At 55.9% G+C, this 25,242-nt stretch carries 23 protein-coding genes and 1 tRNA gene; 9 read left to right on the top strand and 15 right to left on the bottom strand.

The genetic code is table 11. The annotated features are described in order from the left end of the window. Nucleotides 1-52: 52 nt before the first annotated feature. Together A8710_RS03975 and A8710_RS03970 are read left to right on the top strand one after the other, a co-directional pair. Nucleotides 53-1,888 carry a CocE/NonD family hydrolase gene (locus A8710_RS03975; protein ID WP_082968644.1) on the top strand — a complete coding sequence of 612 codons (1,836 nt, stop codon included), beginning with the start codon at nt 53-55 and terminating at the stop codon, nt 1,886-1,888. A gap of 25 nt (nt 1,889-1,913) precedes the next feature. Next, entirely contained in the window at nt 1,914-2,318 is a 405-nt protein-coding gene (locus A8710_RS03970) for a hypothetical protein (RefSeq protein WP_068858215.1), read from the top strand. A 162-nt stretch (nt 2,319-2,480) separates the two neighbouring features. Here A8710_RS03970 and A8710_RS03965 read toward each other — a convergent pair. After that, nucleotides 2,481-2,556: transfer RNA gene (locus A8710_RS03965), tRNA-Thr, on the bottom strand. A gap of 205 nt (nt 2,557-2,761) precedes the next feature. Between A8710_RS03965 and A8710_RS03960 the strand changes: the two genes are divergently transcribed. The 6 genes from A8710_RS03960 to A8710_RS03935 are packed head-to-tail and all read left to right on the top strand — an operon-like array spanning nt 2,762 to nt 7,085. Continuing rightward, the gene (locus A8710_RS03960; RefSeq protein WP_068858214.1) at nt 2,762-3,229 is read left to right on the top strand and encodes a pilin; all 468 of its coding nucleotides are present in this window, start codon (nt 2,762-2,764) and stop codon (nt 3,227-3,229) included. A gap of 11 nt (nt 3,230-3,240) precedes the next feature. Next, nucleotides 3,241-4,395 carry a GspE/PulE family protein gene (locus A8710_RS03955; protein WP_082968643.1) on the top strand — a complete coding sequence of 385 codons (1,155 nt, stop codon included), beginning with the start codon at nt 3,241-3,243 and terminating at the stop codon, nt 4,393-4,395. After that, nucleotides 4,382-5,425 (top strand): type II secretion system F family protein, encoded by a 1,044-nt coding sequence (locus A8710_RS03950; protein ID WP_068858212.1) that lies wholly within the window; start codon nt 4,382-4,384, stop codon nt 5,423-5,425. The genes A8710_RS03955 and A8710_RS03950 overlap by 14 nt, the downstream gene beginning before the upstream one ends. Next, entirely contained in the window at nt 5,425-6,258 is an 834-nt protein-coding gene (locus A8710_RS03945; RefSeq protein WP_068858211.1) for a prepilin peptidase, read from the top strand. The genes A8710_RS03950 and A8710_RS03945 overlap by 1 nt, the downstream gene beginning before the upstream one ends. A gap of 12 nt (nt 6,259-6,270) precedes the next feature. Then, on the top strand, nt 6,271-6,873 hold the full coding sequence (gene coaE / locus A8710_RS03940) for a dephospho-CoA kinase (protein ID WP_068858210.1): 603 nt from the start codon (nt 6,271-6,273) through the stop codon (nt 6,871-6,873). Beyond that, entirely contained in the window at nt 6,870-7,085 is a 216-nt protein-coding gene (locus A8710_RS03935; protein WP_068858209.1) for a DNA gyrase inhibitor YacG, read from the top strand. Before coaE ends, A8710_RS03935 begins: the two co-directional genes overlap by 4 nt. On the opposite strand, the gene A8710_RS03930 is transcribed toward A8710_RS03935, so the two are convergent. From A8710_RS03930 to A8710_RS03915, 4 genes are all read right to left on the bottom strand, one after another. Next, on the bottom strand, nt 7,072-8,097 hold the full coding sequence (locus A8710_RS03930) for a Nudix family hydrolase (protein ID WP_068858208.1): 1,026 nt from the start codon (nt 8,095-8,097) through the stop codon (nt 7,072-7,074). The genes A8710_RS03935 and A8710_RS03930 overlap by 14 nt on opposite strands. A 22-nt stretch (nt 8,098-8,119) precedes the next feature. Continuing rightward, nucleotides 8,120-9,340 carry a bifunctional glutamate N-acetyltransferase/amino-acid acetyltransferase ArgJ gene (gene argJ / locus A8710_RS03925; RefSeq protein WP_068858207.1) on the bottom strand — a complete coding sequence of 407 codons (1,221 nt, stop codon included), beginning with the start codon at nt 9,338-9,340 and terminating at the stop codon, nt 8,120-8,122. A gap of 30 nt (nt 9,341-9,370) precedes the next feature. Continuing rightward, the gene (gene secA, locus A8710_RS03920; protein WP_068858206.1) at nt 9,371-12,118 is read right to left on the bottom strand and encodes a preprotein translocase subunit SecA; all 2,748 of its coding nucleotides are present in this window, start codon (nt 12,116-12,118) and stop codon (nt 9,371-9,373) included. Between the two features lie 142 nt (nt 12,119-12,260). Then, nucleotides 12,261-13,133 (bottom strand): M23 family metallopeptidase, encoded by an 873-nt coding sequence (locus tag A8710_RS03915; RefSeq protein ID WP_068860559.1) that lies wholly within the window; start codon nt 13,131-13,133, stop codon nt 12,261-12,263. 68 nt (nt 13,134-13,201) lie between these two features. Between A8710_RS03915 and A8710_RS11995 the strand changes: the two genes are divergently transcribed. Further along, nucleotides 13,202-13,669, top strand: coding sequence for a DUF721 domain-containing protein (locus A8710_RS11995; RefSeq protein WP_082968640.1), 468 nt, complete (start codon nt 13,202-13,204; stop codon nt 13,667-13,669). A 55-nt stretch (nt 13,670-13,724) separates the two neighbouring features. On the opposite strand, the gene lpxC is transcribed toward A8710_RS11995, so the two are convergent. From lpxC to mraY, 10 genes are all read right to left on the bottom strand, one after another. Continuing rightward, nucleotides 13,725-14,636 carry a UDP-3-O-acyl-N-acetylglucosamine deacetylase gene (gene lpxC / locus A8710_RS03905; protein ID WP_068858204.1) on the bottom strand — a complete coding sequence of 304 codons (912 nt, stop codon included), beginning with the start codon at nt 14,634-14,636 and terminating at the stop codon, nt 13,725-13,727. Nucleotides 14,637-14,689: 53 nt separating this feature from the next. After that, nucleotides 14,690-15,910, bottom strand: coding sequence for a cell division protein FtsZ (gene ftsZ / locus A8710_RS03900; RefSeq protein ID WP_068860557.1), 1,221 nt, complete (start codon nt 15,908-15,910; stop codon nt 14,690-14,692). Nucleotides 15,911-16,041: 131 nt separating this feature from the next. Next, complete coding sequence (gene ftsA, locus A8710_RS03895) at nt 16,042-17,301, bottom strand: cell division protein FtsA (RefSeq protein ID WP_068858203.1); 1,260 nt, start codon at nt 17,299-17,301, stop codon at nt 16,042-16,044. 51 nt (nt 17,302-17,352) lie between these two features. Beyond that, the gene (locus tag A8710_RS03890) at nt 17,353-18,156 is read right to left on the bottom strand and encodes a cell division protein FtsQ/DivIB (RefSeq protein ID WP_068858202.1); all 804 of its coding nucleotides are present in this window, start codon (nt 18,154-18,156) and stop codon (nt 17,353-17,355) included. Further along, the gene (locus A8710_RS03885) at nt 18,156-19,088 is read right to left on the bottom strand and encodes a D-alanine--D-alanine ligase (protein WP_264753524.1); all 933 of its coding nucleotides are present in this window, start codon (nt 19,086-19,088) and stop codon (nt 18,156-18,158) included. The genes A8710_RS03890 and A8710_RS03885 overlap by 1 nt, the downstream gene beginning before the upstream one ends. A gap of 5 nt (nt 19,089-19,093) precedes the next feature. Continuing rightward, entirely contained in the window at nt 19,094-20,527 is a 1,434-nt protein-coding gene (murC, locus tag A8710_RS03880; RefSeq protein WP_068858200.1) for a UDP-N-acetylmuramate--L-alanine ligase, read from the bottom strand. Next, a complete protein-coding gene (gene murG, locus A8710_RS03875) occupies nt 20,524-21,603 on the bottom strand; it encodes an undecaprenyldiphospho-muramoylpentapeptide beta-N-acetylglucosaminyltransferase (protein ID WP_068858199.1) in 1,080 nt (359 codons plus the stop codon). The genes murC and murG overlap by 4 nt, the downstream gene beginning before the upstream one ends. Next, nucleotides 21,590-22,792, bottom strand: coding sequence for a putative lipid II flippase FtsW (gene ftsW / locus A8710_RS03870; RefSeq protein WP_068858198.1), 1,203 nt, complete (start codon nt 22,790-22,792; stop codon nt 21,590-21,592). Before ftsW ends, murG begins: the two co-directional genes overlap by 14 nt. Further along, nucleotides 22,789-24,147 carry a UDP-N-acetylmuramoyl-L-alanine--D-glutamate ligase gene (gene murD / locus A8710_RS03865; RefSeq protein ID WP_068858197.1) on the bottom strand — a complete coding sequence of 453 codons (1,359 nt, stop codon included), beginning with the start codon at nt 24,145-24,147 and terminating at the stop codon, nt 22,789-22,791. Before murD ends, ftsW begins: the two co-directional genes overlap by 4 nt. Before the next feature lie 12 nt (nt 24,148-24,159). After that, nucleotides 24,160-25,242 (bottom strand): phospho-N-acetylmuramoyl-pentapeptide-transferase, encoded by a 1,083-nt coding sequence (mraY, locus tag A8710_RS03860; RefSeq protein ID WP_068858196.1) that lies wholly within the window; start codon nt 25,240-25,242, stop codon nt 24,160-24,162.

Raw genomic sequence — 25,242 nt, 5'->3', positions numbered from 1 at the left:
GCTTACACTGCCCCGGTCAAATCTAACAATAAAAATAACCTAGGTTGACCCTATGAACGCAATGAAACCACTGCTGCTAGCCCTGCTACTCAGTGGTTGCGGCTTTAACAAAGAAGAGACCGCTTCTACGCCAGCAACCCCAGCACTCGCGCCAACAACGGCGAAAACGGTCATTCAAGAAGACTATGTTGCGGTTAGCGATGGCGTTCGACTGCGCTATTACCTCGAGTATTTAGAGGGCGCAGAAAAGGGGCCGGTACTCCTGCAATATGATGGCTATAGCGCTGGAACCGGCCCCGACTTTGGTTCGTTACCCGACCTAAAAGCCAGACTGCTGCCCAAAGGCTACCGCTTCTTAGGAGTATCAATACGCGGCACCGGCTGTTCGGGCGGTGGCAATTTTGATTTGTTCTCGCCGCAATGGGCTAAAGATGGTGCCGAGGTCGTGGAATGGGCCGCAGCACAGCCCTGGTCGAATGGTGACATCGGCATGCTCGGCTACTCCTATCCCGGCATCATGCAATTGTTTACGGCGGCAGAGCAGCCACCCCACCTGAAAGCCATTGCGCCCGCGAATGTCCTCACCGATTTATACGCCGACGTGGGAGCCCCCGGCGGCATACTGAACGCCACTTTCACTGGCTTGTTTACCGTACAGCAAGAAGTGCCCAGCTTAGCCGCCGTACCCACCGCCGTACTCGCGAGTGACGCCGAATGCGCCGCCAATCACGCCACCAACCTTGCCACTTACCGCTCGTTCGCAGTGGAGGGCCTGCTCCACGGTACCTATCGCGACGATGCCTTTGACTACGATAAACGCAGCGTTAGCCGAAACTTATCGAAGATCACCGTACCCATGCTCAATGTGCTGTATTGGCAGGATGAACAAACCGGCTCGCGCATGGGCGGCTTTATTCAGCCCGGGGGCTTTTTTGACAAGACCAAGCTCGGCAATGTGTGGACATTATGGTCTAACGGGAATCACGACTTTACCTACCACAACAAAACCTACACCGACCTCGCAGAAAAATTCTTCGACCACTATTTGCGCGGAGAAAAAAATGGCTGGGAACGAACACCGCACATTCAAATTTTGCACGAAGTGCGGGTAGACGATGAAAAACCGAATTGGATCACCACCTATAACGAGCTACCCAAGCCTGAAGCCAGCACGTTCTATCTCGGTGCTAATGGCGCGATGACGCGTGAAAAAGTCCAAGATGCCGCCTCCACAAACTACCTGTACCCCTCACTTTCACCCGGCATAAACCCCTTTCCAGGTGGGTTACCCATTCCTACCTTGTTACCCAACTTCATTCCCGCCTCGGCACTAGATGAGCTTTGGAAGGTACCCGGCTCGCCACTACATCAAGCCGTTTTTACAACACAGCCCTTCACGCAGGATGAGCAATATCTAGGCGCTGGCAGTGCCGACTTATGGTTGAGCAGCACGTCTAACGAGATCGATATTCAAGTTACGCTTTCTGAAATTCGGGCCGATGGTAAAGAGGTCTACATCCAGCGTGGCTGGCAGCGTGCGTCGAAACGAACGCTCGATGAAAAACTAACGACGGCTACGCATCCCGTACCGACATTCCTGCGCAAAGATGGCGTAGCACTCAGCCCCGGCGAAGTGGTCGAAGTGCGCGCCGAAGTACTGCCGTTTGCCCACCGCATACGCAAAGGCAGCGCCCTGCGCCTGATTATCGATACCCCGTCTCCCGTCACCGGAGACTGGGGCTTCATGATCTCTTTCGTTCCCAGTGTGAACACGATTTATCACGCGAAAGACCGGCCCTCAAAGCTGGTCTTGGGGCGCGTAGCCGCACCACCCAACGTACCGCCAGCGCCCGCTTGCGGAAACTTGATGAGCCAGCCCTGCCGATAAGACCGTAAGAAAAAGAGCAACCGTTATGGCTGATTTACGTTCGAAGATTAAACTGCTGTCGTCGCAGCCCCTGCCGATAGCCTTGCTTGCAACCTTATTCCTGCCGCTCACTTTTGGCGCCGTCACCGGCCTTGCACTAGGCTGGTCAATACCAGCCTACGTGTTTCTCCTCATCCTCAGTGTCTTCGGCGGTGTGATGGCAGGTTATGAGCACCTTACGCCGATCACGGGCTTTTGCCGTGGCGCGTGTGGCGCAACCTTCTTCACCACGGGCGTGCTCGGTACGCATATTGCAGTCGGCAATCCCGCACTCGTGCCATTGCCGGAGCCTCTGTGGATACTGCCGGTGCTCAACATAATCGGCGGATCGTTGTTTGGCGCGCTGGGAGGGTGGTTGCGAGGCAAGGCAGAATTCGTCGCTGCGCAATAGCGGAGACCAATACACAACAGGACGCAGGCTCTAAGAACTGATGTTCAGTTTTAGGGAAGGCTTACGCCCATTTTCCAGAAGTACATCTCGACAGCAATTGGACAATCATTCGATAACTGAGCGACAGACGGCGCATTATTCACGCCAAGCTGTTGATTTATATGGTGCCGGCAAGAGGAGTCGAACCCCCGACCTTCGCATTACGAATGCGCTGCTCTACCTACTGAGCTATGCCGGCAAAAGCACAAACGAGCGTTTGTGTGGGCGGCGATAATAACGAGCCACCCTCGCCCTGACAAGCGCAGCCCCCACACCGACCTGCTTGAAATTTAGTTTCAGACGGCCCTAGCGAAAGCGATGTTTCGTTCCTAGCCTTTAGTCATGAGCATGCGGCTCTGCGTGAGATCACTCAGCATCTCCCGCCTTGGCAAGGAGGCCACACCATGAAATATCCCGTTCAGTTACAGCACCCATCACAACACGGATTTAGCTTGATCGAGCTCATGATCGTGATCGCGATCGTCGGCGTTCTCTCCGCCGTGGCAATTCCGCAATATCAAAACTACGTTATGCGGGCGAAATGGTCCGTCAATCTCAGCCAGATCGAACCGCTAAAGCTGGCCATCTCCGAATGCTTGCTTGAAAACGGAATGACCAGTTCAGCGTGCGATACCGCTGCTGAAATTCAAACCACCCTGCCTCAGCCCAAGTATTCGGCCAGCAATGGCATCACCGTGTCGAGCACCAGCACAACCCTGACTGTCGCGGTCATAGGGAATAACGAAGCGGGGTCCTGCAAAATTGAAATGCAGGTCGACACCAGTGCCGGCGATGCCATCTGGACTGGAAAAACGGTGGCCAACGGGTCTGCGCCTAGCTGCAGCAAACAGCAAACCGGTCTCGCAATTTAAGGGCAACTGCCATGAGCCTGATGTTGTCAGAAGGCTTGGTTTTGCCTCGGCAAGACCAAGAGGTGGTGCCCTGGGTCACCTCGCTCTTGATACGAGCTCAGCAACTCGGGGCATCTGATCTGCATATTGATCCGCAGCCGCAAGGAGCCTGCCTGCGCTTAAGGATTAATGGTTTGCTTCAGGACTGGCTCGATGTACCCCCACTTTGGCAGCCACGACTGGTGTCTCGGCTGAAAGTTATGGCGCAAATGGATCTGGCCGAGAAGCGACTACCTCAAGATGGTCGCTTAGGCGATGCTGGCCAGGGGCTGAGCCACATTCGTGTGGCGAGCATCCCCACTCTTCATGGCGAGAAGCTGTGCTTGCGACTAGCGGATGCAGGTCACACGGCAACGCTGGCCGCATTACATCTTCCCGCGAGCACTGAGCATGCCTTGCTTCATCATTTGACCCGGCCGGACGGTTTGATTCTGATCACCGGCCCCACCGGCGCCGGCAAAACCACCTCGCTCTACGCCTGTTTACAGCACCTAAATGCCCGTCACCGTCACATCGCTACCATTGAAGACCCCGTTGAGCGACTACTACCCGGCATTAACCAAACGCCCATACAACCGCGTATTGGCTTGGGCTTTGCTGAAATACTTAAAGCCCTGCTACGTCAGGACCCAGACGTTTTAATGGTCGGTGAAATTCGTGATCGTGAAACCGCAGAAATGGCTTTACAGGCCGCGGAAACCGGGCATCTCGTGCTGTCCACATTACATTCAGGCACTGCAATTGAAGCACTCGGCCGATTGCGGCATTTAGGTGTTCCTGCCTACCTGCTCGCCGATAGTTTGCGCTTAGTTGTCACGCAGCGACTTATTCGGCGCTTGTGTGATCGGTGCAAAGTCATTGACACCCAGCACGGTGGTTTTAGCGCCGGACACGGTTGTGAGGCCTGTCAACAAGGCCATAGCCAGCGCATTGGTTTGTTCGAGCATATTGAGATGTCACCCGCACTGGCCCAGCTCTGCCTTTCGGGTGCAGACAGGCATGCGCTTCAAGCCTGTGCGGTAAAAGCGGGCTGGTCGAGCCTACGCGCTAACGGTGAAGCCTTGTGGCAACAAGGCTGTGTGAGTCGCCATGAATTGCATCGCGTATTGGGCTATGAGGAAGCCTAAGCCGGCCTCTGCGCTTCAGCAGCAACGCTGGCTTCAGCAACTGGCGACGTTATTACACGCGGGCATTGCCCTTCACCCTGCGTTATCGCTGCTGCATCTGCAGTGCTCTAGCAGCCTGCAAGCCTATTGGCAGCCGGTTCTGATGGGCATCGAGCAAGGCCAAGGGTTTGCCGTAACGCTGTCGCATCAAGCCGGATTCCGACGCAGCGATGTGCAACTGCTGGCCGTGGCGGAGCGCTCTGGTCAGCTCGATCTTCAGATTCAGCGCCTAGCGCAGTGGCAGGCGCGGCGCATCCAATTAAAGGCCCAAGTGGTAGCTGCGATACGCTATCCATTGGCTGTGCTTTGGGGCGCTCTGGCCGTTACCACTTTTCTGCTGTGGCGGGTCGTGCCCGGCTTTGCCGATCTCTATCAAAGCTTTGGTGCTGAATTACCGTGGCTGACTCTCCAGATCATGGCGCTGAGTACGCTCGTTCAATGGCTGACCCTTCCCTGCATCGTGCTACTTACAGTGCTGTTGCTTTGGGCTAGGCACAGTTGGAGAACCCAAGCGCCATTTCGCTCATTTTTACTCAAGGTCTTATGGCATTTACCCTTAGCCGGCGGCCTATCCAAAGCCTATTGGCTAGGCTTGTGGCACCGCACACTCCACGAAACCTTACGTGCCGGGCTCCCCTTATTGGACGCCCTCACTGAAACCGCGAGCCTGGTGGCGGAGTCGCCACTGTCTCCTGCCCAAGCGGAGATTTATCAAGCGGTTGCTCAGGGCCAACGACTCTCAGATAGCCTTACATCACAGGCAACTTACCCCTCCCATAGCGCACAGATGATCGCGATTGGCGAGGAATCCGGTATGCTCGTCAGTCTGCTCGATGAGTTGGCTAAACACTTTGAAGATGCGCTTGAGAGCCGCTGCACTCTGCTACTCAAGTTGCTTGAACCGGCATTAATGGCTGGCCTCGGTGTGCTCGTCGGGATCATCGTTATGGCGCTGTACTTGCCTTTGTTTGAACTAGGAAATGCGATTTGATGGATAACACCCTGCTGCTGGCCTTAATCGCCCTGCTTGGCCTCATTTTGGGCAGCTTTGCCAATGTCGTGATTTATCGTTTGCCGCGCATCATTGAGCAAGAGTGGCAAGCAGAACTGGAGGCCTACCTGGTGGAGCAAGGCATCAAGCCGGATTCCGCTTCACCCACGCCCTCATTGTCGCTGAGCCTGCCTCGCTCTCACTGCCCACAGTGCGCTACCCCCATTCGCTACCGTGACCTCATCCCAGTGCTCAGCTGGCTATTCCTGCGCGGACGCTGCAGCCACTGTCACGCCGCCATCAGTATTCGGTATCCACTGGTGGAGCTCATTAGCGCAGCCTTAGCGGTAGTGGCGTGGCAGTTCACCGGAGATGTGTTGGGCACGCTTGCGGTCTACGGCTTCTCAATGACGCTGGTGGTCGGTGGCATCATCGATTGGAATAGCCAATGGCTGCCCGATCGCATCACCCTGCCGCTGCTTTGGGTAGGGCTATTTCTCGCCAGCATCGGCCAAAACCCGTTAGGCCTAAGCCTTCAGCAAGCGCTCTGGGGTGCCATGGCCGGCTTCTCCGTTTTCTGGCTCATGGCGACCGGCTTCCGATTAGTCACCGGTCGCGACGGCTTGGGCGGTGGCGATACAAAACTGCTCGCCGCGCTGGGTGCCTGGCTGGGTGGTTTAGTGCTGCCCCAACTTCTGCTCATGTCATCGTTGCTGGGGTTGCTCATTGCGCTCTGGTTCAGAGTCCGCAAAGGTGCGCTGGGGGAGTTCCCCTTCGGCCCTGCGCTTGCAGCCTCGGGGTTGCTGTTGTTCTGGTTCCCAATTCCTTTGTAGAGAAAACGCAGCATGGCAAGCTGGATTTTAGGCATCACCGGCGGCATTGGCTCCGGGAAAACGGCGGCAACGGACTACTTACACTCCCTGGGCATCACCATTGTGGATGCCGATGTGGTGTCACGGGAAATTGTGGCGCCGGGCCAGCCCGCGTTAACGGCTATTCATCAGTATTTTGGCGATGAGGCTTTGCTCGAAAATGGCCAGCTCAATCGTCCGTGGCTACGTCAGCGGGTGTTCTCCGATCCAGAGCAACGATTGGCACTTGAGGCGATTACTCACCCGGCCATACGCGAAGGCTTGAGACAACAACTGCAGGCCGCTACATCACCTTATGCGGTACTGGCTTCGCCCTTGCTGTGGGAAAGTGGCCAGGTAAATTTTGTGCAACGCACCCTGTTGATTGATGTCAGCGAGGCCACGCAAATGCTCCGTGCCAGCCAACGCGATGGCGTTAGCGCAGAGCAGATTAAGGCCATCATGCAAGCGCAATGGTCGCGTGGCCAACGGTTGGCAAGAGCCGATGACATCGTTAGCAATGAAGGCAGCGTGGCGGATTTGCAGCGTCAGTTAGATACCCTGCATCAACAGTATTTGGAGTTAGCGTCAGCATGACAGCGGAAAACACATCCTCCTCGGTCACCCGCGTGGTGCAGTGCCCGAGTTGCAGCAAGCCCGTGGTTTGGGGTGCAGCGGCGACCTACAAGCCTTTTTGCAGCGATCGCTGCCGTCTGCTCGATCTAGGCGCGTGGGCTAGCGAAAAATATGCCATTCCAGCCGCTACACCGCCTGATCTGGATGATTTCGATACCGCTAAAACTGACTGATACCGGCCACACCCTGCCCGCCTAATGAGCGGGCGTAAGCCGCATCACTTGGCGTAACGCCCCCCAAGGCGTAAACCGGCACCGTGGCCCCGCGCACAAGCGAAGCCCATGACGACCAACCCAAGGTCGCCGCACCCGGATGGGATGGCGTGTCTAGCACAGGCGACAAGAACACAGCATCCACCCCTAGCTGCGTGGCGCTGGCGAGCTCGTCGGCGCTATGGCAGGCCGCTGTGAATTGCTGCTCTGGCCTCGCCTTAAGCGTCTCCAGCACCACGCCCTGCGTTAGACACTGCTGAACCTGCCCCTGCGTTAGGTGGAAATGCGTTACGGCCGGCCACTGCTTCAGCAAGTCCGTCTCGCCATGCAGGCTCAGTGCAACACGTTCGTGTGCGGCATGCGTCAACAAAAAGCGCTGAAGATAGTCGGCGGCCTGAGCATAGTGCTGTGCGGACCAGTGCGGTAGGCGCAGCAGCCAGCCCTCGCGCTGATCTGAAGAGGCTTGCAGGGCAGCCGGTAGGCGCTGCTCAGCCCAGGACTGAAGATCCGTCAGCGATGCTAACGCGGGAGTAATACGCCACCGCATGGGCATACGCACAGCCGACACGATGGGTCGGTTGGCCGCAGGGAAAGGACGTTGAAGTAGGTCATCTGGGCTTACCCACGCTACGGGTTGCCCTTCTCGGCCTAGTTGGTGAGGCGTTCCCGATAAACCCGCTAGATAAGACTCGCCGGTCCAACGTGTAACTTGCCACACCGATAATTCAACCGATTTATCGGGATAGTCATGGCGAATACGAATGAGCGGCTCAAGCGCGGTAGGTGTTAGCCCGAGCTCTTCGGTGAGCTCGCGACTTAAGGCTTGCGCTTCGGTCTCGCCCGCCTCGACTTTGCCCCCGGGAAACTCCCACAAGCCTCCCTGATGCGTGTGCAAGGGACGCTGCGCGAGCAACACGCGGCCATCGCGATCACGAATGACCGCGGCAACCACGCGAAGCAAGGCGCTAGACATCAGAGCGGGCGAACTTACGCACTTAAGAACGGTAGTCCGCGTTAATTTTGACGTAGTCGTAAGAGAAGTCGCAGGTCCATACCGTATCGCTATAGTTGCCACGACCCAAATCAATGCGGATAGTGATCTCGGCCTGCTGCATCACAGCGGCGCCCTGAGCTTCGGTGTAGGACGCTGCCGCGCCGCCGTTTTGGCAGAGCAAAACATCGTCTAACCAGACATTGATTTTCGACACATCCAAGGCCGGCACACCGGAGCGACCAATCGCAGCCAAAATACGACCCCAGTTCGGGTCAGAGGCGAAGAACGCGGTTTTAATCAATGGCGAATGTGCCACGGCATAGGCCACATCACAACACTCTTGAATATTGCCGCCGCCTTCTACGCGAACCGTCATGAATTTCGTCGCGCCTTCACCATCACGCACGATGAGCTGCGCCAAGCGCAAGAAGACCCGGGTCAGTACCGTATGCAGGGCGCTATAAAGCTCGCCTTCAGGTCGGGTCACTGGCGCATTTCCCGCTTTGCCGGTAGCAATCAGGACGCAGGCATCGTTGGTGGAGGTATCGCCGTCGATGGTGATGCGATTGAAAGAGCCTTCCACGACATCACGCAACAAGGCTTGCAGCACATCCGGCGCTACCGCAGCGTCCGTCGCCACATAGCCCAGCATAGTGGCCATGTTCGGACGAATCATGCCCGCACCTTTAGAGATGCCCGTCACTTTGTAGGTCTTACCGTCTACCGTAAATTGCTCGCTGGCACCTTTCGGCAGCGTATCCGTGGTCATGATGCCGTGCGCAGCTGCAGTCCAGCTATCCGCATCCAGCGCTGCCAAGGCGGCAGGCAAGCCCGCCTGCAAGCGCGCTACCGGCAATAACTCGCCAATAACGCCGGTGGAAAAGGGCAGTACCTGTTCAGGCGCCACACCCGTCAAGCCCGCTAATGCTTGGCAAGACACCTGAGCAGCCACCATACCGGGCTCGCCGGTACCGGCATTGGCGTTGCCTGTGTTAATCACTAAGTAACGTGGCGAGCCCGCTTGCAGATGCGCTTTGGCCACATGCACCGGAGCGGCACAAAAGGCGTTGGTGGTAAACACAGCCGCCGTCGCTGCACCTTCCGCAATTTCAAAAACCACGAGGTCGCGACGATTCTTATACCGTATGCCCGACTCAGCAATGCCAATACGCACGCCGTTGATGGGCAGCATGACGGGTAGCGACAGATCACCCACAGCCATGTCGAACTCCTTACTAAGCGTTAAGCTGGCTTAGGCCAGCTGACCGTGACAATGTTTGAATTTCTTACCCGATCCACACGGGCAAGGATCGTTGCGACCTACTTTCGCGCCGTCGCGAACAAAGGTTTGCGGTTCTTCAGCACGGGCGGGTGTCGGCAGTGGCTCACCGGCCTCAATCGCAGCCATTTCGGCTTCAGCGGTAGCGGCATCGGCATGATCAAAGTGCAGGGCCATGGCGTTGGCTTCTGCTTCGCGCTGAGCTTCCATGGCAGCAACTTCTTCCGCTGTCGGCACATGCAGACGCGCCAGCGTTTGAATCAGCTCCAACTTAACGGCGTTAATGAGCTGTTCGAAGAGCTGGAAGGCTTCGCGCTTATATTCTTGCTCAGGATTCTTCTGGGCATAGCCGCGCAAATGAATACCCTTGCGCAGGTAGTCCATGGCGGCCAGATGGTCTTTCCAATGGCGGTCGATAATCTGCAGCATGACCTGCTTTTCTAGCTGGTTAGCCGTGTCATCGCCCATGCGTTCGCGCTTATCCAACCAAGCTTGCAAAATCGCTTTACGCAGACGCGCACGCACGCCTTCTTCATCGAGCTTGCTGTCTTCATCGAGCCAGAGCTGCACGGGGAAGGTCATGCCAAAGTCAGTCTGTAATGCCTGCTCAAGACCGGCAATATCCCACTGCTCATCGAGGCTTAACGGCGGGATGTAGGCATTAATAATGCTGTCCACCACGTCATCATGAATGAGCGTGACGTTTTCACGAATACTGCCCGTGCTGAGGATGTCATCGCGCTGGGTATAGATGGCACGGCGCTGTTCGTTGGCCACGTCGTCATACTTCAGCAAGTTTTTGCGGATGTCGAAGTTGCGCGCTTCTACTTTGCGCTGCGCGCCTTCGATCGACTTTGAAACCCAAGGATGTTCAATCGCTTCGCCCGGCTTCATGCCCAGTGAACGCATCATGCTCTTCACACGATCGCTGGCGAAAATACGCATCAGATCGTCTTCTAGCGACAGATAGAAACGCGTCACACCCGGATCGCCCTGACGTCCCGCACGACCACGCAGCTGGTTATCAATACGGCGAGACTCATGTCGTTCAGAGCCAATAATGTGCAAGCCACCCGCCGCGATCACGCGGGCGTGATCCTCTTCCCAGGCCTTACGCAGCGCCTCGGTTTGCTCCGGCGTAATGTCGTCGCCTAATTTAGCGGCTTCGGCTTTCCAGTTACCGCCGAGCAGAATATCGGTACCACGGCCGGCCATGTTGGTCGCGATGGTGACTGTACCGGAACGGCCCGCCTGGGCCACAATTTCAGCTTCTTGCTCGTGGAACTTGGCGTTCAGAACACGATGTTCAATGCCTTCTTTCTGCAACTGGCGCGACAGTAATTCACTGGTCTCAATCGTCGCAGTACCGACCAGAATCGGCGCACCCTTCTCTCGATATTCTTTAATATCTTTAACAATCGCCAAGTACTTGTCGTCTGGGCTTAAGTAGACCAAGTCATCATGGTCCACACGCACCATCGGGCGATGCGTTGGAATCACCACCACATCTAAGCCATAAATTTGGTGGAACTCGGGCGCTTCCGTATCGGCCGTACCGGTCATGCCGGACAATTTGCGATACAGGCGGAACAAGTTCTGGAAAGTGGTGGTGGCCAGCGTTTGGTTTTCTGCCTGAATCGGCATGCCTTCTTTGGCTTCCACGGCTTGATGCAGGCCTTCGGACCAGCGACGACCCGGCATGGTACGACCGGTGTGCTCATCCACAATCACTACGTCACGGCCCGTGATGATGTAATGCACATCACGCTGGAACAGCACATGCGCCTTGAGCGCGGCATGCACATGGTGGAGCAAATTCAAATGAGCAGGTGAGTACAGACTCTCACCGTCCGCCAACAACCCCATCTCTACCAGGCATTGCTCAACAAACTCATGACCAGCTTCCGTCAACTCAACTTGGCGGCCTTTTTCGTCAATCCAGTAGTGACCGCCATCGACCGTTTCTTCCTGAGCCTGGCGCGTGAGGCGCGGAATTAACAAATTGATCTGGGTATACAGACGCGAAGAGTCTTCGCTAGCGCCAGAAATAATTAAGGGAGTGCGTGCTTCATCAATGAGGATAGAGTCGACTTCGTCGATCAATGCATAAGCATGGCCGCGTTGAAAACGATCCTCTAATCGGAACGCCATGTTGTCGCGCAGATAATCAAAACCGAACTCGTTGTTCGTGCCATAGGTGATGTCGGCACGATAAGCCGCGCGCTTCTCATCTGGCGGCTGCTGCGAGCGCACCACACCCACGGTGAGGCCAAGGAACTCAAACAGCGGACGGTTCCATTCAGCGTCACGTGCGGCCAGGTAATCGTTCACCGTAACCACATGCACGCCCTCACCAGACAAGGCGTTTAAGTACGCCGGCAGTGTTGCCGTCAGCGTTTTACCTTCACCCGTACGCATTTCCGCAATACGGCCTTCATGCAGTGTAATACCGCCAATCATCTGCACATCGTAATGACGCATGGCCAAGACACGCTGGGCAGCGGTACGACATACGGCAAAGGCTTCGGGCAAAAACGCATCCAGACTTTCGCCGGCTTGGAAGCGCTGCTTGAACGAGGCCGTCTTAGCCCGAAGCTCATCATCAGACAGTGCATCGGTCGTGGCCTCAAGCGCATTAATACGCTCGACGATCTGACGCATACGCTTTAGTTCACGATTATTTTTGGTACCGAACAAGCCGCTGACAAAACGAGAAAACATGGTCACTACTCAGAAGATAGGCAAATCAGCGCAACATTCTACCTGCTTTCCCTAGTCTGGAAAGTGTTGCGTGCTAGAGAGATGCAGAAAGCAATAGCCCGGCACAAGGGCCGGGCTATTAGAACCGCAAAAACAGGCAAATTTAGCGTTTTGCGACTCGAATAAACGTGGTGGGATCAATTTGTTTGCCGTTACGCAGCACTTCATAGTGCAAATGCGTCCCCGTGGATCGACCCGTCGAGCCCATATAGGCCACCAGCTGATCTTTGCTGACCATATCGCCAGCTTTCACCGCGACCGCACGAGCATGTGCATAGCGAGTCACCAAGCCATCGCCGTGATTGATTTCAACGACATTGCCATAACCTGTGCGTTGGCCAGAATACGTCACTACGCCGTCCGCTACTGAGTACACATCGCTGCCTTCAGTCCCGGCGAAATCAATGCCGCCATGGAATGCGGTACGACCCGTCATGGGGTCCGCACGATAGCCAAAGTTTGAACTGATGTAGGCGTCACGCACCGGCATGTTATTGAGATTGACCTGCTGACGACGGCTTTGCAGCACTTTATCGAGCGCTAACAATTGCGCCTCGCGCAGCTCAAGCGCGGTACCTAAGGAAGATAAAGATTTATCGACGTCGGCTGTTGTTTCAGGCAACTCAATGGGCTGCTCTGGACCACCCATCGGCGGCTTGCGAGAAAAATCAAATTCGTCGCCTTTCACTTTGGCACTCTCAGCCAAGTGTGCGCCCAACGCATCGATACGCATCATGCGGGCTTGAATATCGGCCATGCGTGCCGCCATGGCAGCAAGCTCTTCCTGCTGCGCAAGGTCAGCCGCACTGAGCTGCGCCACCGGCGAGGACGTGAGCTTGTTGTAAGCCCAATAGCCGGTCGCGCCGATGCTACTGGCCAGCACAAACAGACCTGCTGCCGCGCTGCCAATAATTTTAGGATTTAACTGCAGGCGAATCGGACGATTATGCTTGCGGTTAAAAAAAATAATGTTCATCTCGAATACCTCTTGGCGAACGCGCGCACTTTGCGCATGCTGAACGCCTTGATCTGCGACCACTACTCATGAATCGAAAAGCACAACCGACCGCACTTAAAGACTTACTCAAGCTCGGCAGCTTTTCGCCATTGCTGCGGGGGAACTCCCTGCGCGCAACCCATGAGATGATTTGGCAACAAATAGTTGATGAATCCATCCGGTCTTCTTGCCGGTTAACTTCGCTGCGAGAAGGAACACTCACCGTGTGCGCAGATCATGCGACCACCGCCAGCCAGTTGCGCTACCTGCAGAAAATCCTGCTGCAACAACTGAAGCAACACACTGAATTCAACTCCGTTCAGCGCTTGCGCATTCTCATTTCAACAGCGTCCCCGTGCCCACCTACCTCTGCAAAACCCTTGCCAACCCTAAGTGAAAATGCGGCAAAGCATCTGCAAGAAATGGCAGATTCCTTGGAGAATTCGGAGCTTAGCGGAGGTTTCCGTCGTTTGGCAAGCTATTCCCATAAGAATCGCAAGGGTACAAACGAATAAAAAACGCGCAATTTAAGCGCGTTTTTTATCTTTTCAATCGCATTCAACGCGCCAATTAATGGATCGCATCCGCCTTGACGTAGCTGATCGGGGTCAGGCGCTCATCTGGAAAAGTGACCTCTTCCCACGCATCGGGATGATCAAACAGGGCTCGAAGCAGTTTGTTGTTGAGCGCATGACCAGACTTAAAGCCTTCGTACGCACCTAAAATGCCCATACCGAACAAATACAGATCGCCAATGGCATCCAGCATTTTGTGACGGACAAACTCATCCTCAAAACGCAGGCCATCTTGGTTCATGACACCTTGATCATCGACCACGATAGCGTTGTCCATGCTGCCACCGAGAGCGAGGTTATTGGCACGAAGGTATTCAATATCACGCAGAAACCCGAAAGTACGGGCGCGACTCACTTCATTGACAAAGGCGGTGGTCGAAAAGTCGACGCTGGCCCAGCGATGCTCATCCCGAAAAGCGGGGTGATCAAAGTCGATGGTGAAGGACACTTTGAAGCCATCGTAGGGGTCGAAGGCGGCAATCTTGTCACCGTCTCTAACTTCTATGCGGCGCTTAATGCGAGCAAAACGCTTGGGCGCTTCCTGTTCCACGATTCCGGCGGCTTGAATCAGAAACACGAAAGGCCCAGCGCTGCCATCCATAATTGGAATCTCGGGAGCACTGACATCGATCACGGCGTTGTCGATGCCAAGGCCCGCGAGAGCCGACATGATGTGTTCAACGGTACCGACACGGACATCACCCATCACCAGATTGGATGACATCATGGTCTCGCGCACCAGCAAGGCTTGTGCCGGAATAACGACTGGCGGTTCGAGGTCCGTGCGGCGAAACACGATGCCCGAATCGACAGGCGCAGGCCTCAGGGCGAGAAAGACTTTCTCGCCACTGTGGAGGCCGACACCGCTGGCGCGGATGACTTGTCTGACGGTACGTTGCTTGAGCATTTGTAACAAATCATGTCAAAGGTGGCTCATGGTAGCAGAGCCGCCCTGACTGCTCAATCAGCCTGACGACGCAGGAATGCTGGAATGTTCAGCAAACTGGTATCGCCACGACGTGTACTGCCGGCTTCTTTGTTTCGCTCCCAGGTTGGGCGATCGTACTTCGCATACGGATCTTGCTCAGGCGCTGGCACCGAACCCCCATTAACGACCTGCTGCACGGGCACGGCCATCGTGGGTTGCTGCACCACTTGCACGGTTGGCGCCGCTGCCACCAGAGTCATACCCGCCTTGGGTTGTGCAGCACGCATTGCGCTGGCCTTCGGCAAGCCCGTGGCAACAACCGTGACGCGAATTTCATCGCCCAAGGTTTCGTCGAGAATCGTACCGATCACCACCGTGGCAGTTTCAGAGGCAAAATTCGACACGATGTCACCGACCGTGGAGAACTCATCCAGACCCAGGCTTTCGTTGGCAGCAATCGACACCAGCACGCCACGAGCACCCTTGAGCTGAACATCATCGAGCAGCGGGCTGTGGATGGCCATTTCGGTAGCGATGCGCGCACGCTCTTCACCTTTTGCCGAACCGGTGCCCATCATGGCCAAGCCTTGCTCGGACATGACCGTACGCACGTCGGCGAAGTCGACGTTGATGACGCCGGGATTCAGAATCATGTCGGCAATGCCCTGTACGGCACCCTGCAACACATTGTTGGCGGCCTTGAAGGCGTCTACCAGCGACACCTTGCCGAGGACTTGCAGTAACTTGCCGTTAGGAATAGTGATTAACGAGTCCACATGATGTGACAGCGATTCGATGCCCTGCTCGGCCACATCCATGCGCTTTTTGCCTTCGAACGGGAAAGGCTTAGTCACCACACCAACCGTCAGAATGCCCATCTCACGGGCGACTTCAGCAACCACTGGCGCACCGCCGGTACCCGTACCGCCGCCCATGCCAGCGGTAATGAACACCATGTCGGAGCCTTGCAGCGCTTCGCGAATACGATCGCGATCTTCAACCGCTGCCTGACGACCTACTTCAGGATTTGCGCCAGCGCCCAAACCGCGCGTCACGTTGTCACCCAGATGCAGCAAGGTTTTGGCATTCATTTTATTGAGTGCCTGCTTATCGGTATTCGCGCAGATGAAGTCAACGCCTTGCACATCGCTATTAACCATGTGCTCAACTGCGTTGCCGCCGCCACCGCCCACACCAATCACCTTAATGATGGCTGTGCCGAGTTCCGGCGTGTTGTCTGCAAATTCGAAAATGTTCGTCATGTTAATTCTCCAGCCCCTAAGGGCTTCCGCCGTTTTTTATAAGTGTTGCGCCGTGAGGCTTCCTGCCCTTTCCGATGGCCCGCCTAGCCATTGGTAAAACTGTTGCTCGTGAGAGCCAATACTCAGAAGTTGCTGGCGAACCAGCCCTTCATTTTTCCAATAAAACTGGCGCCTTCGTCTTCGCGACGCTGCACACGATTTGACCCTGTCAGCCCGGAGGCCAGGGTACGCTGCATCCCGTAGAACAACAGGCCAATGCCGGTGGCATAAATCGGGTTATGTAAGAGCTCTTCCATGCCGCCGAGCTTCAATGATTTCGGCATGCCAATGCGAACGGGCAAATGGAAAATGGATTCGGCTAACTGCACCGCACCCTCAATCTTGGCTGAGCCGCCCGTCATTACCACACCAGCAGCTAATTGATCGGCATACCCGCAACGCTCCAACTCCATCTGCACAATGCTGAAGAGCTCTTCGTAGCGTGGCTCAACCACGGCCGACAAGGTCTGACGGGCCAGGGTTCGCGCCGGGCGATCACCCATGCCGGGCACGCTGATGGTTTGCTCAGGGTCGACCATTTGTGGCACGACACAGGCGTAGCGCACTTTAATTTCATCGGCGGCAGGCGTAGGCGTTCTTAAGGCCATGGCGATGTCGTTGGTGACTTGATCGCCGGCAATGGGAATCACGGCCGTGTGGCGAATCGCGCCGCGCACAAAGACAGCGATATCGGTGGTGCCACCGCCAATATCGACTAAGCAAACACCCAAATCCTTTTCATCATCGGTGAGCACGCCATGGCTGGAAGCCACTTGCTCAAGCACGATGTCATCAATGGCGAGGCCAGCACCACGAACGCACTTCTCCAAATTTTGGGCTGCATTCGCCGAACAGGTCACCAGGTGGATATGGCCTTCAAGACGAACACCCGCCATGCCTAAGGGGTTACGCACATCCCCTTGGTCGTCCACAATAAATTCCTGAGGCAACACATGCAGAATGCGTTGGTCTGCGGGGTTGGCACCGGACTTAGCGGCATCGATCACGCGCTCGATGTCGGTCTGCGTAACTTCGCCATCCCGAATAGCCACAACAGCCTGCGAATTGCGGCCACCAATGTGACTGCCGGCGATACCAATATAGGCCGAGTGAATTCGGCAATCGGCCATCAATTCCGCTTCAGCTACTGCGCTTTGAATGGCTTCCTGCATCTGGTCAATATTGACCACCACGCCCTTTCGCATGCCTTTCGATGGCTTCATGCCATAGCCCACAATTTCCAGACTCTGCTCTGCCTGGTTAATTTGGGCGACCATGCAAACCACCTTAGAGGTGCCGATGTCTAACGCAACAATCATGGGAGCCTGTGTCATATTTGCCATCTCTGCCTTCCTGGTCGCGAGCGACCGATTACCTCAATCAAAAAACTAAAATCAACCCTGACGCCAGCCAATGGCAACGCCATTGCGATAGCGCAGATCAATGCGTGCGATGCTGCCAATATCCGCGGCTAACTGGCGGTCATAAAGCACGGTAAAGCGCTCTAGTTTGGCCAAGGTGTCTTGTGCGTCGACCAACACCTCGACGCCTCCTTCTAACGTCAGCAACCAACTCATCCGACCCGTTAACTGCAAGGACTCAATACGCAAGCCCACTCGGTGCAAAATACGGTCCATCGCTTGGTACTGCTGCAATACAAATCGCGACTGCGCACGCGGGCCATCCAAACGCGGCAGATCTGCTAAGCCCATGACTCGTTGTGGTCGAAACACATCGCCATGACTGCTCACTAAACCGTCATCGCCCCAATGCGCCAGGGCGCGTTTTTCCACCAATGTCACGCGCAGGTTATCCGGCCATTGGCGGCTGACTTGCGCCTGAGCCACCCAAGGGTAGCGCTGTGCCAAGGCTTGCAACTCGCTAACGTTGGCTGTGAAAAAATTCCCTCTGACCGTGCGCTCAAGTGAAGCCAACAACTCTTCACGCTGCGTCTGCACCAAGTCACCTGCAATTTCGACGTGACGAATCGGTGTTTCCAATGCCCAGTTTTTAGCCATCACTTGCAGGCCCGCACCAATCACCAGCACGGCACTCAAGGACATGACCCACACCAATACATTCAAGACTCGCGAGCCTTGCTCACCCAAGCCCTCAGCGCGTGCAACCCAAGCCGACCACAGACCCGAACGCGGGGCTGAAGGACGAGCAATGGGGCGGCGTGTGACTTGGCTAGACATTAGGCTGACTCGCTGCCAAAGGTTTGAGCCAAAATCGCCAACACCAATTGGCTAAAATCCAAGCCGGCTGCTTGAGCGGCCATTGGCACCAGTGAGTGATCGGTCATGCCGGGCACCGTGTTGATTTCGAGCAGCCAAAAACGACCTTGGCTATCGCGCATGGCATCAATGCGGCCCCAACCCTTTGCGCCAATCACCTCAAAGGCTTCTTCAGCAATGGCCTGCAACTGGCGCTCTTCTTCTGCAGCTAGGCCACAGGGGATCTTGTACTGCGTATCGTTGCGCTGATACTTGGCTTCGAAGTCATAGAAATCGTTAGCTGGGATCATGCGGATCACCGGCAGCGCCTTCCCGTTCAGCATGCTAACGGTGTACTCACTGCCTTCAATAAAGTGCTCAGCAATCACTTCACTGTCGTGTTCGGCGGCGACGGCATAAGCCTTGGCCAAATCATCCACGGTGTAGACCTTAGCCATGCCAATGCTGGAGCCTTCGCGTGAGGGCTTGACCATGAGTGGCAAACCCAGCTCGGCCACCACAGCGGCAAAATCACAGCCAGCCGACAGGCGACGATAGGTCGGTGTGGGCAGACCACAACCCAGCCACAACTGCTTAGTGCGTGCCTTGTCCATGCCAATGGCAGAGGCCATAACGCCGCTGCCGGTGTAAGGCACGCCAAACTGCTCGAGTACGCCTTGCATCACACCGTCTTCGCCACCACGGCCATGCAGGACGATGAATGCGCGGTCATAGCCTTGGACTTCCACGATGTCACGTTCGGCTGGATCAAACGCATGGGCATCAACGCCCGCTGCCTGCAATGCCTTCAGCACCGCAGCGCCACTGATCAGCGAAATAGGACGCTCAGCCGCAGTGCCACCCATGAGCACGGCAACACGGCCAAAACGCTTCACATCAATCATAGTCATCATCAATCTCACTTTTTCCCAGCGGCCAGATACAGACCGTTCTGAGCCAGCTCCAGCGCAATCGCGCCGACCGTGCCTGCGCCCTGTGTCAGCAGCACATCGCCGGCTCGCAATTGCGAAGGCAACAGCTGAGCCAGCTCTTCGGCCTTTTCCACAAACACCGGATCAACCAAGCCACGCGTACGGATGCTGCGCGCCAGCGTGCGGCTATCGGCACCGGCAATGGCTTTTTCACCCGCGCTATAGACATCGAGCAGCAGCAACTGATCCACGGTAGACAGCACTTGCACGAAGTCTTCGAAGCAGTCGCGAGTACGGCTGTAACGATGCGGCTGGAACATCATGACCAAGCGGCGACCAGGGAAAGCCTGACGTGCTGCGGCAATCGTCGCGGCTACCTCACGGGGGTGATGCCCGTAGTCATCCACGAGCTGCACATCACCCACTTCGGCAAGACGCTGGAAGCGACGACCCACGCCTTGGAAGTTGCCGAGCGCACTGAGAATGGCGCTGTCTTCCACTTCTTCATCCGTCGCAATCGCAATAGCCGCCAGCGAGTTCAGTACGTTGTGCAGACCTGGCAGATTCAAGGTGACCCGCAGCGGTTCACGGCCTAAACGATGCACGGTGAAGTGAGTTTGCAGGCCTTCCTGATGCACATCGGTGGCACGCACATCGTTATCAGCATCGAAACCGTAAGTAATGGTTGGGCGCGCAATTTTCGGTAACAGCTCACGCACCACGGGATCATCGCCACAGACCACGGCGAGGCCGTAGAACGGTAGGTTGTGCAGGAATTCAATGAAGGTGCGCTTGAGCACCTCGAAATCGCCGCCGTAGGTATCCATGTGATCGGCGTCGATGTTGGTGACGACCGAGGCCATGGGCTGCAAATGCAAAAAGGAAGCATCGCTCTCGTCGGCTTCGGCAACAAAATAGCGGCTGCTGCCGAGCTTGGCATTGGTGCCGGCGCTGTTGAGCAGGCCGCCAATCACATACGTTGGATCAAAGCCGCCCTCGCCCAGGATCGATGCGATCAGGCTGGTCGTGGTGGTCTTGCCATGCGTACCCGCGATGGCAATGCCGTGGCGATAGCGCATCAGCTCTGCCAGCATCTCGGCACGGCGAACGATAGGCAGACGACGTTCCTGCGCAGCCTTCACTTCAGGATTGCTCGAATCGATGGCAGTGGAAACCACCAACACATCCGCCTTCTCAATATGTGCCGCGTCGTGACCAATAAAAATTTCGGCGCCGAAGGACTTCAGTCGATCAGTGGTCTTGCCCGCTTTCGCATCCGAGCCAGCTACTTCATAGCCTTGGTTCAGCAGCACCTCAGCGATACCGCACATGCCCGCACCACCAATGCCGACAAAATGAATACGGCGAATGCGGCGCATTTCTGGAATTTCAATTAAGCGCGTACGCGGAATGGCTTTCATGCATGACCTCTCAAAATAGCGTTGACGACCAAAGCCGTCGCATCGGGCTTGGCCAGCGTGCGGGCTTTTTCTGCCATCTGCTGCAGCGTCTTACGATCGAGCAACTCCGCCAGCGTGACTGCAAACGCAGCGGGCGTCAGATCGCGTTGCTGAAACAGGCGAGCCGCCCCTATATCACTTAAAAAACGTGCATTCGCGGTCTGGTGATCATCAACCGCATGCGGGAAGGGAATGAGAATTGAAGCCACACCAGCCGCGGCAATTTCAGACACCGTGAGTGCGCCCGAGCGGCAAATGACTAAGTCAGCCCAGTCGTAAACCGCGGCCATGTCATCAATAAACGGCAGGATGTCGGCTTGCACACCGAGCTTGCGATAAACCTCAGCGGCTTTATCGGCATGCTTGCGCCCCGCCTGATGACGAATCACTGGACGTTGTGCTTCGGGAAGCTCCGCAAAGGCAGCAGGCACCAATTCATTTAATGCGACGGCACCCAAACTGCCGCCCAAGACCAACACGCGCAGTGGGCCTCGGCGAGCGGCATAACGCGCATTGGGCTGAGCCAGTGTGGCAATTTCATCGCGGACCGGGTTGCCAACCCAAGTCACTTTTTCACAGGGCTCAAATGCGTCAGGAAATGCCTGCAAAACCTGCGTTGCAAACTTGGATAAAGCCTTGTTGGTAAATCCGGCAATCGCGTTTTGCTCATGGATATACAGCGGTAAGCCGGACAGCCGTGCCGCCAAGCCGCCAGGACCCGTGACATAGCCACCCAAGCCAATCACGGCATCGGCATTCACTGACGAAAACACGCGAGTGGCCTTCCAGACGGCACGCAGCAATTTGGTGGGGGCTTTCAGCAGCGGCTTTAAACCATTACCGCGCAAGCCGCCAACATCGAGATAAGTAATATCGAAGCCCGCCTTGGGCACTAGATCTGCCTCAATGCCAGCTTTCGTGCCGAGCCAGTGAATACGGACACCTTGCGCCTGCAGAGCACGAGCCACTGCCAATGCCGGGAACACATGGCCACCGGTACCACCCGCCATCACGACAACCGATTTAACGAGCGCCATGGTTGCCTCCCTCTGTGCGTCGCAAACCACGCTCGCTGACCTGACTAGACTCGGCATCAATGCGCAGCAGAATGGCGAGGATCACGAAGACCATGACCAGACTCGACCCACCGTAGCTCACCAGCGGCAACGTCAAACCTTTGGTTGGGAAGAAGCCGATGTTTACACCGATATTGATCGCGGACTGCACGCCCAACATCACCGCCAAACCGTAGGCGACGTAGGCAGAAAAATATTGGCCGGCACGTTCAGCTCGCTGGCCAATGCGCAGAGCGGCTGTGACCAAGGAAGCCACCGCCAGCAGCAAAACCAGCACACCAATCAAGCCAAACTCTTCGGCATAGACCGCAAAGACAAAGTCGGTATGTGCTTCGGGCAAATAAAACAGTTTTTGCACGCTGTGACCCAGCCCCACACCGAACCAGTCACCACGCCCAAATGCAATCAAGCTCTGAACCAATTGATAGCCGGTGTTGTACTGATCAGCCCACGGGTCTGTGAAGGCCAACAGGCGCTTCATACGGTAGGACTCCATCATGACGACAGGAATACCCGCCAGCGTCACCGTACCCATGACGGCGAGAAACTGCTTAAGCGGCGCACCCGCCAGGAACAGCATGCAGGTAGTCGCCATGATGACCACAATGCTGGCACCAAAATCGGGCTCTAGCATGAGGAACATGACCACAAAAAACAGCGCCACTAAGGGCTTAACGAATCCCATTGCGCGACTGCGAACTTCCTCTTGACGTCTCACGAGGTAGGCCGACATCGCCAAAACCGCCGCCAGTTTCATCACTTCAGAGGGCTGCATGGTGATGCCGCCAAAGCCAATCCAGCGCATGCTGCCATTGACGCGACGACCAATGCCTGGAATCAACACAATCGCGATTAGGATCAACGCGACCAAGAACACCCAGTAACTGTAGCGACTCCAAAACTGCATCGGCACTTGCAGTACCACGGCACCCACGACCAGCCCGATGCAGAGGTAGATGGCATGACGAATAAAGAAGTAGAACGGATTGCCGAATGTGGCCTCGGCAACACCCATTGAAGCCGACCCCACCATGATCAAACCGATACACAACAAGAAGCCGGAAGCGACCAGCAAGACCTGGCGCTCCGTTAGCTCAGCAACGACATTTCGTAGCAGTTGCACCGGTTGATTCATGCTTTGGCTGGTCATGCGTGCCCCTCAACCAAACGACGAACGCCCGCAACGAATTGATCACCGCGATCTTCGTAATGTTTGAACATGTCAAAGCTGGCACAGGCAGGAGACAGCAGCACGGCATCGCCCGGCTTGGCTAAACGCAGCGCCTGAGCAATGGCTTCATCCAGACTTGTGCAATGGAAGCGTGGCAATGCCGCCGCGACAGCCACATCAATAACCGAGGCATCTTCGCCAATGAGAATAAGTGACTGACCAAACTGTGCCATGGCAGGCGAAAGCGGTGTGAAGTCCTGCCCTTTGCCTACACCGCCAGCAATCAGCAGAATTTTGCCACTAATCGCTGCGCCTAGGCCGTTGATCGCTGCCAGGGTCGCGCCAACATTGGTGCCCTTAGAGTCGTTGTACCAACCGATGCCATTGTGCATGGCCACGCGCTGGCAGCGATGCTTTAGACCGGTGAATGAACGTAGCGTGTTCAGCATGGCATCCATGGGCAGGCCAACGGCCTCACCTAGCGCTAGGCAGGCCAGCGCATTCGCCACGTTGTGATCACCAAAAATCTGCAGCTCACTGACCGGCATGAGCGTCTCGCGACCGCGCGCCAAGTAGGGTTTCCCCTCGACGACACGTACACCAAAATCATTCAAATCTGGCACGCCCAAACCAAAGCTGGCACGGGGCAGATCATCGGCAATTAATGGCACTGTGAGCGCATCCTCACGATTAAACACAAAGCGCTCACAGTTACGGTAAATACGATGCTTGGCTTGGTGGTAGTCCACCATGCCGGTGTAGCGATCCATATGGTCTTCGCTGAGGTTCAGCACGACCGCGACGGCCGCCTTCAGGGAGTGTGTTGTTTCCAATTGGAATGACGACAGCTCCATCACGTACAGGTCTTTTTCACCCTCAGCGAGCATGTCCAACACCGGCGTGCCGATATTGCCGCAAACGCCCGTACGCTTACCGGCAGCTTCGCCCATTAAGCCAACCAGCGTGGTCACCGTACTCTTCGCATTGGAACCGGTAATTGCCACAATCGGTGCCTTTGCCGCACGGCAAAACAACTCCACATCACCGACCACAGAGACACCCGCAGCCATTGCAGCGGCAATGGCCGGCTCGCGAATGGAGATACCAGGGCTGCTGATGACTTCGCTGGCACGCAAGAACAATTCCGCATCGAGCTTACCGAGGCTGACCTCAACATCTGGAAACTCTGCCCGCAGCTCAGCCAGGCCTGGCGGATGCTCACGCGTATCGTTAACCGCAACGGGATAACCCTGCGCCTTTAAATAACGGACGCAGGACAGCCCAGTCTTTCCCAGACCGATGACCACCCGCAAACCGTCGCGCTGAATAAGCATGCCCGCCACTCCTTAACGCAGTTTCAAGGTCGCAAGACCAACCAGCACCAACATGAAGCTAATGATCCAAAAGCGCGCAACCACACGCGTTTCTGGCCAGCCCTTTAGTTCAAAATGGTGATGAATCGGTGCCATGCGGAAAATACGTTTGCCGGTCAACTTGAAGCTGGCCACTTGCAACATCACCGAGACTGTTTCCATGACGAAGACGCCGCACATGACAAACAGCACAATTTCTTGACGCACGATGACAGCGATGGTGCCGAGCACCGCGCCCAGCGACAGCGCACCGACATCGCCCATGAATACTTGCGCGGGATAGGCGTTGAACCAGAGGAAGCCGAGGCCGGCACCGATAATGGCGCCGCAAATGATGATGAGCTCACCAGCACCGATTACGAATGGAATCTGTAAGTAGGTGGCGAATTTGATGTTGCCGGTCAGGTAGGCAAAGATTGCCAGCGCACCCGCGACCATAACGGTCGGCATAATGGCTAAGCCATCCAAGCCATCGGTGAGATTCACCGCATTGCTGGCCCCGACAATAACGAAGTAGCTAAGCACAATGTAGAACAGGCCCAACGGGATAATCACGTCCTTAAAGAACGGCACGATCAAGCTGGTTTCAATGGGTGTCTTCGCGGTGAGGTAAAGAACAATGGCCGCACCTAAACCACCGACCGACATCCAAAAATACTTCCAACGACTGGGCAGACCCCGTGGGTTTTTCTCAACCACTTTACGGTAGTCGTCGACCCATCCGACGAAACCAAAAATCACCATGACGGCCAACACAATCCAGATGTAGAGATTGTCTAAGCGCGCCCAAAACAACGTGCTCACTGCAATAGTCAGCAGAATCAGTACGCCTCCCATGGTGGGCGTACCGGTTTTTGCCAAATGTGTTTGCGGGCCATCATTACGAATAGCCTGACCAAACTTCATTTCTTTGAGCTTTTCGATCAAGTGGGGGCCCCACCACAGCGACAACGCGAACGCGGTGACAATGCTGAGCATGAAGCGGAAGGTCAGGTAGTTGAATACCCCGAAACCCTTGTAGTGTTGCGCCAGTTGGTCGGCAAGCCAAAGTAGCAT

Source organism: Perlucidibaca aquatica, from assembly GCF_001676655.1.
In the GTDB taxonomy this organism is placed as follows: domain Bacteria; phylum Pseudomonadota; class Gammaproteobacteria; order Pseudomonadales; family Moraxellaceae; genus Perlucidibaca; species Perlucidibaca aquatica.
Note: the sequence above shows the minus strand (reverse complement) of the source record. Positions and strands in the feature narration are given on the sequence as shown.